The organism is Actinomadura pelletieri DSM 43383, from assembly GCF_003634705.1.
GTDB lineage: Bacteria > Actinomycetota > Actinomycetes > Streptosporangiales > Streptosporangiaceae > Spirillospora > Spirillospora pelletieri.
In genome coordinates, this window is the sequence record NZ_RBWU01000002.1 from 1,382,930 (window position 1) to 1,396,188 (window position 13,259).

At 71.9% G+C, this 13,259-nt stretch carries 8 protein-coding genes; 3 read left to right on the forward strand and 5 right to left on the reverse strand.

Annotated elements, in window-relative coordinates:
- Window positions 1-26: 26 nt before the first annotated feature.
- Window positions 27-1,472 carry a carbon-nitrogen hydrolase family protein gene (locus BZB76_RS12860; protein ID WP_147449421.1) on the reverse strand — a complete coding sequence of 482 codons (1,446 nt, stop codon included), beginning with the start codon at window positions 1,470-1,472 and terminating at the stop codon, window positions 27-29.
- Window positions 1,473-1,648: 176 nt separating this feature from the next.
- Here BZB76_RS12860 and BZB76_RS12865 point away from each other — a divergent pair, with 176 nt between their 5' ends.
- Window positions 1,649-2,335, forward strand: a complete 687-nt coding sequence (locus BZB76_RS12865) for a hypothetical protein (RefSeq protein ID WP_147449422.1) — start codon at window positions 1,649-1,651, stop codon at window positions 2,333-2,335.
- Window positions 2,336-2,344: 9 nt separating this feature from the next.
- On the opposite strand, the gene BZB76_RS12870 is transcribed toward BZB76_RS12865, so the two are convergent.
- Window positions 2,345-3,214, reverse strand: a complete 870-nt coding sequence (locus BZB76_RS12870) for an NAD(P)-dependent oxidoreductase (protein WP_121434681.1) — start codon at window positions 3,212-3,214, stop codon at window positions 2,345-2,347.
- 80 nt (window positions 3,215-3,294) lie between these two features.
- On the opposite strand from BZB76_RS12870, the gene BZB76_RS12875 reads away from it, so the two are divergent.
- Entirely contained in the window at window positions 3,295-6,327 is a 3,033-nt protein-coding gene (locus tag BZB76_RS12875) for an AfsR/SARP family transcriptional regulator (RefSeq protein WP_121434471.1), read from the forward strand.
- On the opposite strand, the gene BZB76_RS12880 is transcribed toward BZB76_RS12875, so the two are convergent.
- Together BZB76_RS12880 and BZB76_RS12885 are read right to left on the reverse strand one after the other, a co-directional pair.
- Window positions 6,305-7,159, reverse strand: a complete 855-nt coding sequence (locus BZB76_RS12880) for a geranyl diphosphate 2-C-methyltransferase (protein WP_121434472.1) — start codon at window positions 7,157-7,159, stop codon at window positions 6,305-6,307. The genes BZB76_RS12875 and BZB76_RS12880 overlap by 23 nt on opposite strands.
- 26 nt (window positions 7,160-7,185) lie before the next feature.
- A complete protein-coding gene (locus tag BZB76_RS12885) occupies window positions 7,186-8,442 on the reverse strand; it encodes a family 2 encapsulin nanocompartment cargo protein terpene cyclase (RefSeq protein WP_211342961.1) in 1,257 nt (418 codons plus the stop codon).
- Window positions 8,443-8,627: 185 nt separating this feature from the next.
- On the opposite strand from BZB76_RS12885, the gene selA reads away from it, so the two are divergent.
- Window positions 8,628-9,938: an L-seryl-tRNA(Sec) selenium transferase gene (gene selA, locus BZB76_RS12890; protein ID WP_211342962.1), complete on the forward strand. Its 1,311-nt coding sequence runs from the start codon at window positions 8,628-8,630 to the stop codon at window positions 9,936-9,938.
- Here the strand turns inward: selA and fdh are convergent.
- Entirely contained in the window at window positions 9,935-13,180 is a 3,246-nt protein-coding gene (gene fdh / locus BZB76_RS12895) for a formate dehydrogenase (RefSeq protein ID WP_211342963.1), read from the reverse strand. The genes selA and fdh overlap by 4 nt on opposite strands.
- Window positions 13,181-13,259 lie beyond the last annotated feature (79 nt).

The following is a 13,259-nucleotide window of genomic DNA, read 5'->3' on the forward strand; positions in this document are numbered from 1 at the left end:
CACCCGACGAGTTGCTCGGTCTCTCGTTACTTGGTGTCTCGCCGGTGCCAGGCGTCGTACGCGGCGCCGGGGAACACGCGGGGCAGTTGCGAGGTCGGCAGGCGGCCGAGTTCGGCACCCGTCCTGGCCACGCCGAACTGGCGCTCGGTCGCGTACGCGGCGCGGTGCAGGCTCTGCGGACCGGCGACGAGGCAGGTGTAGCGGGTGCCGGGAAGCTCCTCGTCGGGGATCGCGGCGCCGACGGCGAGGCTGTTGGACACCGTCACCCAGGTGCCGAGGCCCGCGACCTGCCGTTCGGCGCCCTGGTCCTCCCAGCGGTGCTCCAGGATCGGCTTGGAGAAGATCGGGACGAGCAGATGGGAGACGCCGGCGGACTGGAGTTCGCGCTCCCAGCCGATGGAGCGTCCGAGGTCCTCGCAGATCAGGACCGCGAGACGGCCGAGCGAGGAGTCGAGCACGCTGATCGTCGAGCCGGGGCGGGCGTACTCCACGGCCGTGCCGGACGGCGGCGCGTCCGGCAGCCGCCACAGTCTCATCTGCGCGGCGTCGAGCGTGAAGCCGGAGAGCTTGTCCTGGACGAGCAGTTCCTCGCCCGTCCAGCGGTCGATGAGGACGGCGCGGTTCGGCGGGGGGTCGTCGCCGCCGAGCGGGCCGCTGCCGAGCATGAGGAACCGCAGCGGGCGCCGGTCCCGGTCGCGTCCGGCGGTGTCGAACGCGACCTCCTTCCACAGGTCCAGCAACGCGTCCGACAGCGACGTCTCCGGCATCACGGCGAGTTGCGCGCCGGACTCGTCCAGGCGCCTGACGATCGCCTTGATCCGGCTGCGCAGCCCGGCGGAGTCCATGGGGCGGAGCCGGTACACGGTCATCCCGTGCCGCTTCTCGAACTCGACCTCCACGTCGTCGAGCGTCTCCAGCACCGGCGCGCAGCCGACCGTGACCGGTTCGTCCCGGCTGAAGTGGGGGTCGTGCACCGCGGGCAGCACCCGGTGTTCGATCTTGTTCCAGGCGTCCTGCGGAACGCGGTGGACGCCGAAGAACTCGGCCTTCGTGCGCAGTCCGAGCGGGCGGCCGGGGAACGCGCAGCGGGGGAGCAGCGCGCCCGTCGTACCCGGCCCGTTCAGCCTGCCCTCGGTCAGGTAGTTGATGAGCGTCCTGGCCATGGCGGGCGCCTCGTAGCTCGGCGCGTACGGGTTGGCATGGGCGAGCGCGATGTCGAGCCCGAGCATGATGGTGAAACGGCCGCGGTCGCCGTGGTCGGCGATGATCTCGGCGGTCGTCGCGGGGTCGAGGACGCCCGAGTCCAGCACGGTCTCGGTGATCTCACCGGCCCGCCGCCGGATCCGCTCGTCGGCGTACCAGCGCGTGGCCGTCCAGTCCTGGAAGACGTCGTCGGCGATGGAGTCATAGAGCCGGACGAAGAGATCAGCTGGTTCGGCCGGATGGTCGGCGGCGGCCAACTGATCCGTCATAAGCGCCCCCGGGGTGATAAGGCGATTACAGGTGGTGGCTCGATGCTAACCGTCGTGGACCTCCGTTTCAGTGTCGTCCGCAACAGAGACGGTACTTCGGTATCACTTGACATTCACTTGGCATGGTGCGCATGCTGGAGGGGCTCGGCGGTACTCGTCGACTTGGGAGAGTGACCATGAGCGCTGAATTCGTCTCCGTACCCGACCGCCGGGCGGAGGTCCGGCGCCTCATCGACGCGATGGAGCATGCCAAGATCATCAGCGATGGGCACTTCAGCGCGCTCGGGATGCTGATCAACGACGCGTCGCTCAGTGCCGACGAGCCCGCCCTGGTCGAATGTCAGGACGGGCTCCAGTGGCTGCACCGCCACTACATCGACGTCGACGGCCTGGACGGTGCGCAGCGCGAGCAGCGTGGCCGCATCCTCGGGCTGATCGACGTCGTGCACTGGGCGCTCAGGCGGCTGCCGTCCGGGCTCCAGCTCGCACTCCAGCCCGACGGGCACGCCGCCCGTTTCCTGCTCGCGGTGTTCCGCCGCCAGGGGCTGTCCAACAAGGAACTCGCCGCCGAGCTCGGCACCGACGAGACCGAGATCAGCAGGGTCGGCCGCAAGCTGCTGGCGGCGGGCGTGGTGTGGCGGCGCAAGGAGTGGCGGCACAACGCGTGGGACCTCACCCCCCGCGGTCGCCAGTACCTGGAGACGTCCGGGCTCCTTCCCGACGAGGAGACGCCGTCGGTCCGCCGTGCCGAGGTCGCCCGTCCCGGCGACGCCGTGCCCCGGTCCCCGGACGCCGTTCCGCGCCGCGAGACGCCCGGCCGGCGGACCGCACCGCCGGAGCCGAGGCGTCCCGCGCACGGCTGAGGCTCCCCGCTACGGCGCGGGACGTTCCAGCAGGGTGATCAGGCGGGCCAGATCGTCCGCGCCGTGGCCCTCGGCCACGGCGCGGTCCAGCAGTTCGCGCATCGGAACCAGCAGACCCGGGTCCACGCCCTGCTCGCGGCTGGTGGTCAGCAGCCCGGGGAACGCGATCTGACTGGTCGCCACGCTTGAGACGTCGGTGCCGAACTCGCCGGTGTCCACCGCCCGCGCGTACTCGGGGAACGACGCCATCATCGCGGTCAGCCACGCGGTGACCATCGGCGCGAACCTCGCGGCCTCGACCTTCTCCGACCGGACGAGCGCGACCGCGTGGAAGAAGCCGCCGAGCATCCCGTACATCGCGTCCAGCAGCGCGAGGTCGAACAGCGGCGCCATGCTCGGGTCGCCGCCGACGAACTCCGGCCTGGCGAGCGCGCCGAGCACCTCCCGGTACTCGTCGAACGCGGCCTCGTCGCCGCTGTAGAGGATGAGCGCGTCCGGCCCACCGATCATCGGCGGAACCGCCATGATGCCGCCGTCGACATACCGGCCGCCGTGCCCGACGACGCGGTCGGACATGGCCCGCGCCTGCCGGGGTGTGCCGCTGGTGAGCTGCACGATCGTCCGTCCGGCCAGGGTGTCCCCGGTGAGGATGCCCGCCAGGTCGGCGTACACCGACAGGCACACGATGACCAGCGGTGCCGCGGCGACCGCCTCGGCGGCGGTCGCCGCCACCGTCGCGCCCCTGGCCGCGAGCGGCTCGGCCTTGGCCGGCGTGCGGTTCCAGACGGTGACGTCGTGCCCGTGCTCCACCAGGGTCTCGGCGAGCGCCGCTCCCATCAACCCCAGGCCGAGGACGCTCACCGATGTCTTCACAGTCATGATCATTCCCTTCTGGCTCAGGGAACGAGTCTGTCGACGGCGGGTTCGGGAAACCTTCGGGTCGCATTACGGTGGCGGATATGCGTTCCGGGGTGCACGTGCGGTTGGGGGTGCCCGTGCGGTTCGGAGTGCTCGGCCCCCTGGATGTGCGGACGGTGGACGGCGCCCCGGTGAAGGTCGCCGACCGCAAGGTCCGCGCGCTTCTCGCCGACCTTCTCGCGCACGCCGGACGCGCCGTCCCCGCCGACCGGCTGATCGACGACCTGTGGGGCGACGACCTGCCGGCCGATCCGGCCGCGACCCTCCGGGCCCGCGTCTCCCAGCTCCGCCGCGCCCTCGACGACGCCGCGCCCGGCGCCCGCGATCTGGTCGAGAAGAGCCCGCCCGGATACCGTCTGAACGCCCGCCCCGACGACGCCGCGCGGTTCGAGGAACTCCTCACCGACGCGCGCGCGACCACCGACCCGGCCGTCCGGGCCGCGCTGGTGACGGACGCCCTGTCACTGTGGCGGGGCCCCGCCTACGCCGACTTCGCCGACGCGCCGTTCACCGCGCCCGAGATCGCGCGCCTGGACGAGCTGCGCCTCGCGGCCGTGGAGACGCGCGCCGAGGCCCGGCTGGAACTCGGCGACCACGAGGCGCTGACGGCCGAACTGCGCGCCCTCGTCGAGGAGCATCCGCTCCGGGAACGGCTCCGCGCGGTCTACATGCGCGCCCTGTACCGCGCGGGCCGTCCCGCCGAGGCGCTCACGACCTACGAGGACCTCCGGCTGCGGCTCGGCGAGGAACTCGGCGCCGACCCGGGCCCGGCGCTCGCCGACCTGCACCTGTCCATCCTGCGCGGCACCTTCGCCGCCCCGCGCGACCTGCCCGCAGAGGTCACCTCGCTGGTCGGTCGGGACGCCGACGCGAGCGAGGTCGTGGGCCTGCTGAGCGGGTCCCGGCTGGTGACGCTGAGCGGGCCGGGCGGAGTCGGCAAGACCCGGCTGGCCCTCGCCGTCGCGAGGCGGACGAGGGAGCGGCATCCCGACGGCGTCCGGCTGGTCGCGCTGGACGAGGGACTGGAAGCGGGCGCCTCCCTCGACGATGTCGCGTCGTTCGTCGCCGGTGCCCTGGGAGTGCGGGACGACGCGGGCCTTACGGGCGACCCGGCGGCCAGGCTCGGTGCGGCGCTACGCGGGCGGCGGGTGCTCCTCGTCCTGGACAACTGCGAGCACGTCGTGGAACCCGTGGCCCGCCTGGTCGCCGGGCTGCTGCGTGACACCTTCGAACCGCGCGTCCTCGCGACGAGCCGCGAACCGCTCGGGATCTCCGGGGAACGGCTCTGGCACGTCCCGCCGCTGAAGGCGGACGCCGCCGCCGAACTGTTCACCGAACGCGCCGCCATCACCGTCGACTCGGCCGCGACCCGGACGGCGGTCGCGGAGATCTGCGCGCGGCTCGACGGCATCCCGCTCGCCCTGGAACTGGCCGCCACCCGCGTCCGGGCGCTCGGCGTCCAGGAGCTGGCGACGCGGCTCGACGACCGGTTCCGGCTGCTGGCGTCCGGCAGACGGGACGCGCCCGCGCGGCAGCGCACGCTCCGCGCCGTGATCGACTGGAGCTGGGAGCCGCTCGGCGAGGCGGAACGGGCCGTGCTGCGGCGGCTCGCGGTCCACTCGGGCGGCTGCGCGCTCGACGCCGCCGAACAGGTCTGCGACGCCGACGTCGACGTGCTCGCGCGCCTCGTCGACAGGTCACTGGTCATCGTCGCCGAGGGCCCCCGCTACCGGCTTCTGGAGTCGGTCGCCGCGTACTGCGTCGAGCGGCTCCACGAGGCGGGGGAGTACACGCATGCGCGCCGCCGCCACGCCGAGTACTACGCGACGTTGGCCGAGACCACCGACCTGTGCGGCCCCGAGCAGGGGGAGGCGCTGCGGCGGTTGCGGGCCGAGTCGGGGAACCTGCGGACCGCCCTGGACCACGCCGTCCGGGACGGCGCCGCCGACCTGGCGTTGCGGCTGGTCAACGGGATGGGCTGGGCCTGGTTCCGGTGGGGGCGGTCCGGTGCGGCGAGCCGCGCGTTCGAGCGGGCCCTCGCCGTCCCCGGCGGCGACCCGGAGAGGACCGCCATCGCCAGGACGTGGCACACCGGTTTCGCGATGCTCGAAGGCGACGGCCACGACCGCGGCCGGCGCTGCCGCGACGCCCTCGCCGCGCACGCCCGAAGGAACCCGTGGGCCGAGTGGTTCCTCGGCGTCACCCGGCACGGGTTCGGTGACCTCGACGCGATCGACGAACTCGTGTCGTCCGCGCTCGACGGGTTCCGCGACATCGACGATCCGTGGGGCGAGGCGGCGGCGCTGTCCACCCGGGCGGCGCAGGCGCTGAGCGCGGGGGACCTGTCCCAGGCGACCGTCGACGGCGAACGCGCCCTGGAACTGTTCCGCAGGACGAACGACCGCTGGGGACGGCTGCGGGTGATCGAGACCCTCGGCCATCTCGCCGAGGTGACCGGCGACTATGACCGCGCCGCGCGGCTCCACGAGAGCGGGCTGCGCGACGCCGAGGAACTCGGGTTGGTGACGGAGATGGCCGCCGCCGTGTCCCGCCTCGGCCGTATCGCGCTGCTCAACGGCGACCTAGACCGCGCTGACGCCCTGCACGAGCGCGGCCGGAGGCTGGCGGCCGGTGAGTCGCATCGCCGGTTGGAGCACTTCGCCGAGATCGGGCTCGCCCTGTCGGCCCGCCGCCGCGGCCGGCTGGACGAGGCGGAGACGATCCTGCGCGGCTGGCTGGACTGGTGCCGCGACATCGACGGCGCGCCCGGCCTGGCGTTCCTGCTGGCCGAGCTGGGCTTTGTCGCCGAACAGCGCGGCGACGCCCGCCAGGCCCTCGACCTGCATGCCGAGGGCCTGGCCGCGGCCCGCGCCACCGGCAATCCGCGGGCGGTCGCCCTGGCGCTGGAGGGCATGGCCGGGGCGCTGTCCCTCGCGGGCCGTGACGCGGAGGCCGCGGCGTCGCTGGACGCCGCGGCCTCCGCCCGGGAGGCGGCCGCCGCGCCGCTGCCCGCGGCGGAACGCTGGGACGTCGACCGGATCGAGCGGCGCCTCAGACGCGGTCGGCCGCGATGAGCAGATACTGGAAGCTGCCGCCCTTGTAGGCGTCCAGGAAGGCCGACTCGATCCCGGTGGCCAGGGACGACTTCGCGCGCAGCTCCCAGTACGGGATCGTCGAGGCGGTGAGGTCCACCACGCTGACCGGGACGAGCCGGTTCGCCGCCAACTCCCTGAAATACGTGCTGCGCGGATGGATGTCACAGATGTAGTGCGCATTGATCTCGCTGACGGCCCGTGACGGCAGACCGTAGGCGTCGTTGTAGCAGCCGGTGATGCACACATACCGCCCGCCGCGCCTCAACAGCCGGGCATGTTCGGCGAACAGCAGGGAGAGCTCCACGTACATCGTGCTCTCGTTGTTCCAGGCGGCCTGATAGGCACCGGTCGCGAAGCCGGTGTCGAGCATGTTCTTGAAGTGGAAGGTCACCTTGTCGTCCACGCCGCGCCGTTCGGCCTGCTCGGTGGCGAACGCGACCTGCGATTCGGAGATCGACACGCCGTCCACCCGGCAGCCGAACCGCTGGTGAGCCATCAGGCTGGACCCGCCGCGTCCGCAGCCCGCGTCCAGCACCCGGTCGGCGGGCCGGAGCGGGCCGAGATGGTTCATCAGCAGGTCGGCCTGCGCGGTCTCCAGCCGGTGCAACTCGGCGATCGTCCGCTCCTCGCGGGTGTCCTCCGGGCCGTCCAGCACGGTCCAGTCCACGACGCCGACGCCGTAGTGGTGGTGGTAGATGCCGTCGACCTCGCCCAGCCGCAGGTTGACCGGGTTCCGCTCGGCGTTCCAATAGTCGGCGACGGAGTGCTGGTAGAGGCTGGTGAGAACCGCGGAACCGTCAGTGGAGCCCATATCAGAATGATCCTTTCGACATGTCGTCACTTGTAGCGGTCGGAGGATCCGTGCCAGTCGAAGCCGCCGGCCATCCAGCCCTGCACGCCTAGCAGGAACCGCTGGAGCTCGGGGGACGGCAGCGCGGCGAGCTCCTTCTGACTGGCCTCGAAGCCCCGGACGAAGTGGTTGTGCAGCGCGACGGCCGCCTCGGCCGCCTCACGGAGCGTGCAGCCCTCCTCCTCGGCGATCAGCAGGACCACGTTGCAGTCGGGCAGCGCGTCGGCCGCCTCCTTCTCCGCCGAGACCAGGTCGTTCACGATGACGGCGGCGGTGCCCGCCTGCATCACCGCGCGGTGGACGCGCGGCTCGTAGAACAGGTTCGCGTCGAGCTGGTAGCCGCCGACGATGTCGATCAGCGTCATCGACGTGTAGAAGCTGTCGTGCTGCCGCGCGGCCAGGTACCGCCACACCGGGGGCCGCTCACCGGTGTGCCGCCATGCCGCGTACGCGGCCCAGCTCACGTACATCTGGAACGTGGTGGTGCAGATCCGCATGACCTGAGAAGGGTGGCTTGCGAGGCGCCGCACGTGTTCGACGGCCGAGCGCAGCGCGACGAGAACGGGATCGGCGCGGATCGCGTCCTCCAGCTGGTCGGTGTACCTTCCGGCGGGCGGCGGCGGGTCCATCGCCGACATCACCAGGGCCAGCCGGGGCGGCAGCTCGACCGGCGCGGCGCCGAGGTCGGTCTCGTCGGCGTAGTAGTCGTCGCTGGTCCACCAGGCGGCGTTCATCTTGGCGCCGAGCAGCAGCGCGTCGACGTCGTCGGTCTCGGGATGGGCGAGGACGGCCAGCCGCCCGAACCCGGTGTCGCGGAACCGGTCGAGCCGGTCGGCGTAGATCCCGACCTCCTCGGCCCAGGCGACGAGCCGGTCGTTGACCTCGCGGGCCAGGTCGTCGTCGACGCGCGCCGTCAGCGGGCAGTACAGCGGGGGGAAGGAGCCGTCGCCCCATTCCCGTTCGGCGTACCCGGGGGAGAAGTGGCCGCCCTTGCGCGTCGGACTCGGAAGACTCGGCAGAGTCGGCAGAGTCGGAAGTGGAGGCGCCGAAGGCGCGACGACGGTCCCCGGCGAAGGGCGCAGCAGGTCCGTGACACGCGCCGCCGACGTACCCAGACCGCTCGGGCCGGACAGGAGCCGGTCGACCCTCTCCGCAAGCTGCTCGGCCAGCCGCTCGTCCATGATCGTCCCCTCGCCGGAAGGCGTCTCCAGGGAGCCGTGTGGCTCCGGGGAACAGTTACTCATAGCTTTGCTTCGACTACAACAGGCTATGACCTTTCCCGGTGGTGACACAATGTGACCGGTTGGTTGCTAGCTCATATCGGCACGGTCAGCAACGCCACACCGCCGACCGCGCCGGCGGGAACGACCACGCCATGTCGCCGCCATGCGATGCTGGGCGGGTGGCGCGTGCACCCGGAGGTCGCCAGATGGATCAGCAGGCCCGGCCCGCCGACGTGCGGCGGCGCATCGCCCGTACGGACGTGCTGCTCGCCGACCCGCGGCTGGTCGAGGCGGCGGGACGGCTCGGCCGCGGCGTCGTCAAGGCGGCCGTCGTCCGGGCCCAGCACAGGGCGAGAACGGGAGAGATCCCTCCGGAGTCGGTCGCCGACGCGGCGGTGGAGGAGCTGCCGCCGACCGCGTCCGGGCTGCGTCCCGTGCTCAACGCGACCGGCGTCCTCCTGCACACCAACCTCGGCCGGGCGCCGCTGTCGGACGCCGCCCGGGACGCCGTGGCCGTGGCGTCCGGCGCCACCGACGTCGAACTCGACCTCGACACCGGCCGCCGCGCGAGACGCGGGCGGTCCGCGCTCGCCGCCCTGCTGGATCGGGTGCCGCAGGCGGAGGCCGCGCATGTCGTCAACAACGGCGCCGCCGCGCTCGTCCTGGCCGCGACCGCCCTCGCCGCCGACCGGGAGATCGTGATCAGCCGCGGCGAGATGGTGGAGATCGGCGACGGCTTCCGCATCCCCGAACTGCTCGCCGCGACCGGCGCGCGGCTGCGGGAGGTCGGCACCACCAACCGGACCACCCCGGACGACTACGCGGCGGCGGTCGGCGACGCGACCGGCTTCATCCTCAAGGTCCACCCGTCGAACTTCCGCGTCACCGGCTTCACCCGCGGCGCGGACGTCGCCGAACTGACCGGTCTCGGCGTTCCCGTCGTCGCGGACATCGGCTCCGGCCTCCTCGCCCCCGAACCGCTCCTTCCGGACGAACCCGACGCCGCGTCCATGCTCAAGGCGGGTGCGCACCTCGTCACGGCCAGCGGCGACAAGCTTCTCGGCGGCCCCCAGTGCGGGATCGTCCTCGGCCGCGACGACCTGGTGCGGCGCCTCGCCCGGCATCCGCTGGCCCGCGCGCTGCGGGTCGGCAAGATGACGCTCGCCGCGCTGGAGGCCACCGTCCGGGGCCCGCGCACCCCGACCGACGCGGCCCTGCACGCCGACGTGGCCTCGCTGCGGGAGCGGGCCGAGCGTCTCGCCGCAAGCCTGCGGGACGGTGATGTGGACGCCCACGCCGTCGACGGCGACGCGGCGGTCGGAGGCGGCGGCGCACCCGGCGTCGTCCTGCCGAGTGCCGCCGTGGCGCTGCCCGAACCGTACGCGGCGCGGCTGCGGCGGGGGACACCGGCCGTCATGGGACGGGTCGAGGACGGACGCTGCCTCCTCGACCTCCGCTCGGTCCCACCCGACCAGGACGACGTCCTCGCCGGAGCCGTCCTCGCGGCCGGACGCTAGACCTCGGTCCCCGTCTCGTCGGTGATTCCGGCCCGCTCCCGGTACTCGCGGACGAGCGCCGCCGCGGCGGGCCCGCGCGGCCGCCGCCCCGGGCGGATGTCGCACGCCAGGGCCTTCGCCTCCTGGATGTGCGTGTTCGGGTCCAGGCTCAGGTGCAGCAGTTCGTTCGCCGCGTCACCACGGCTGTAACCGTTCGGGCCCCAGTGGTAGGGCAAGCCGATCTGATGCAGGGTCCGGCCGTCCACGACGAGCGCGGGCATCCGCTCCGTCACCAGTACCCGCGCTTCCACCACGGCGCGCGGGCTCACGATGGTCGCCCACCCGCCGTGCTCCAGGTTCCGCATCGCCGCCAGTTCCGGCGACACCTCGCAGAAGAACTCCGGCTGCAACTCGGCCAGATACGGCTGCCACCGCGACATGCCGCCCGCCGTGTGATGTTCGGTGAGCCGGTACGTCGTCCCCACGAACGGGTACACGTCCGCGCCGGGCTCCCCGTCGACGGGCCCGTAACGGTTGTCGGGATGCGCCGGCGGCAGATGCCGGATCGGATTGCGCTGCTGCCCGTACAGCGGGTTCGTGAACGGCGACTCCTGCGGTTCGTAGTGCGCCGGGAGGGGGCCGTCGGTCAGCCCCGCCGGGACGTAGAGCCACGCCTTGCCGTCGGCCTGCATGATGAACGGGTCGTTGCCCGCGAGCGCGTCCGGGCCCGTGGCGCCTTCGGGGGGCTCGTGGTCGGGCGGCCGGTCGGCGATGAAGTCGGGCACGTCGTGGCCCGTCCATCTGCGCTGTTCCGCGTCCCACCAGACGAGGGCCTTGCGTTCGCTCCACGGGTTGCCGTCAGGGTCGGCGGACGCCCGGTTGTAGATGATGCGCCGGTTCATCGGCCACGCCCATCCCCACTCGGGAGCGACCCAGTTCTGGTCCCGGCCCGGTTTCCGGCGGGCGGTCTGGTTGACGCCGTCCGTGTAGCAGCCGCAGTAGATCCAGCAGCCGCAACTGGTGGAACCGTCGTCCTTGAGCTGTGTGTAGGACGAGAGCGGATTCCCTTCGCCGTCGAACCCGTTGATCTCCGCCAACACCGCCTCGGCGTCCGGCTCGTCGAGGGGCCCCTCGGTCGGGTAGTCCCACGTCAGATCCAGCACCGGGCGGTCCATCTCGTCGGACGACCCCGCGAGCTTCTCCCGGATGATCCGGCCCAGGTGGTACATGAACCACAGGTCGCTGCGCGTGTCCTCGACCGGCTCGACGGCCTTGTAGTGCCATTGCAGCATCCGCTGCGTGTTCGTGAAGCTGCCGTCCTTCTCGGTGTGCGCCGCGGCGGGCAGGAAGAACACCTCGGTGCCGATGTCCTCGGTGCGCATCTCGCCCGTGTCGATCTCGGGGCCGTCCTTCCACCAGGTCGCCGACTCGATCAGCGAGAAGTCGCGGACGACGAGCCAGTCCAGGTTCGCCATCCCGAGCCGCTGGATCTTGGCGTTGGCCGACCCGACCGCCGGGTTCTCGCCCAGCAGGAAGTAGCCCTTGCACTCGCCGTCGATCTGCGCCATCGACGTCTCGTACGTGCTGTGCGTACCTGTCAGACGAGGCAGGTAGTCGAAGCAGTACTCGTTGTCCTCCGTCGCCGCGTCGCCCCAGTACGACTTCATTAGGCTGACGAAGTACGCGCGTATGTTGCCCCAGAAACCCTTTCGCGCCGCCTCCGCCTCGATGAACGTGGCCAGGTCCTCGTTCGAGTGCGCGTGCGGCATCGGGATGTAACCGGGCAGCAGGTTGAACAACGTGGGGATGTCCGTCGAGCCCTGGATGGACGCGTGGCCGCGCAACGCCAGGATGCCGCCACCCGGACGGCCGATGTTGCCGAGCAGCGTCTGCAGGATCGACGCCGTCCGGATGTACTGAACGCCGACCGTGTGCTGCGTCCAACCGACCGCGTAGGCGAACGCGGTGGTCCGATCCGGTCCGGAGTTCTCCGTGACCATCTCGCAGACCTTCAGGAACTGCTCCTTCGGGACGCCGCAGACCCGTTCCACCATCTCCGGCGTGTACCTGGCGAAGTGCCGCTTGAGCACCTGGAACACGCACCGTGGATGCTCCAGCGTCGGGTCGCGTTCCGGGTGGCCCTCACCGATCCCCGCACCGCCCGAACCGTGCGCCTCACCCCGTCCCGCCTCCGACACGCGGGACTCCCACTGCATGTCGCGTTGCCCTGCCGCGGACTGGACGTTCATCCCCGCGTACTGCCACGAGTCGGTGTCGTAGCTGCGCTTCTCCCGGTCGAGCCCGGAGAACACGCCGTCGAGATCCTCGGTGTCGCGGAAGTCCTCGGACACGATCACGGACGCGTTCGTGTACGCCACCACGTAGTCACGGAAGTACTTGTCGTTCTCCAGTACGTAGCGGACCATCCCGCCGAGGAACGCGATGTCGCTCCCGGCCCGCAGCGGCACATGCGCGTCCGCGAGCGCACTCGTCCGAGTGAACCGCGGGTCCACATGGACGAGTTTCGCCCCACGCGCCTTCGCCTCCATCACCCACTGGAACCCGACCGGATGGCACTCGGCCATGTTCGAGCCCTGGATGACGATGCAGTCGGCGTTCTGCAGATCCTGCTGGAACGTGGTCGCGCCGCCGCGTCCGAACGAGGTTCCCAGACCGGGAACGGTGGAGGAGTGTCAAATACGCGCCTGATTCTCGATCTGCACCGCGCCGAGCGCGGTGAACAGCTTCTTGATCAGGTAGTTCTCCTCGTTGTCGAGGGTGGCGCCGCCGAGGCTCGCGAAGCCCAGCGTCCGCCGCACCCGCAACCCGTCCGCGCTCTCCCACTGCCAGCCGCGCCGCCGCGCCTCGATCACCCGGTCGGCGATCATCTCCATCGCGGCGTCGAGTTCGAGCGGCTCCCACTCGGTGCCGTACGGCCGCCGGTAGAGCACCCGGTGCTCGCGGGCCGACCCGGTGGTCAACTGGAGCGTGGCCGACCCCTTCGGGCACAGCCGTCCCCGGCTGACCGGCGAGTCGGGGTCGCCTTCGACATGGGTGACCTTGCCGTCCTTGACGTACACGTTCTGCCCGCAGCCGACCGCGCAGTACGGGCAGACGGACTTGACGACCCGGTCGGCCTCGCTCACCCGCGGCGTGATCCGCTCGGTGCCCGCGCTCTTCGCCGCGGCCCCACGCCCCAGCGGATCGTCGCCGGTGAACTGGCGGTAGACGGGCCACGACCCGATCCAGGTACGAACGCCCACGTCACACCACCCCTCACCTCGACGCGCCGTCCACCTACCCGGCGCCCCTCCCGCGAAACCCCCGCGAACCTGGCGAGGC

What these genes read in the sequence shown, in the direction of transcription:
- selA (WP_211342962.1), top strand. Translation starts at nt 8,628, where the DNA reads ATGGATCAGCAGGCCCGGCCCGCCGACGTGCGGCGGCGCATCGCCCGT.
- BZB76_RS12865 (WP_147449422.1), top strand. Translation starts at nt 1,649, where the DNA reads ATGAGCGCTGAATTCGTCTCCGTACCCGACCGCCGGGCGGAGGTCCGG.
- BZB76_RS12870 (WP_121434681.1), bottom strand. Translation starts at nt 3,214, where the DNA reads ATGACTGTGAAGACATCGGTGAGCGTCCTCGGCCTGGGGTTGATGGGA.
- BZB76_RS12885 (WP_211342961.1), bottom strand. Translation starts at nt 8,442, where the DNA reads ATGAGTAACTGTTCCCCGGAGCCACACGGCTCCCTGGAGACGCCTTCC.
- BZB76_RS12880 (WP_121434472.1), bottom strand. Translation starts at nt 7,159, where the DNA reads ATGGGCTCCACTGACGGTTCCGCGGTTCTCACCAGCCTCTACCAGCAC.
- BZB76_RS12860 (WP_147449421.1), bottom strand. Translation starts at nt 1,472, where the DNA reads ATGACGGATCAGTTGGCCGCCGCCGACCATCCGGCCGAACCAGCTGAT.
- BZB76_RS12875 (WP_121434471.1), top strand. Translation starts at nt 3,295, where the DNA reads ATGCGTTCCGGGGTGCACGTGCGGTTGGGGGTGCCCGTGCGGTTCGGA.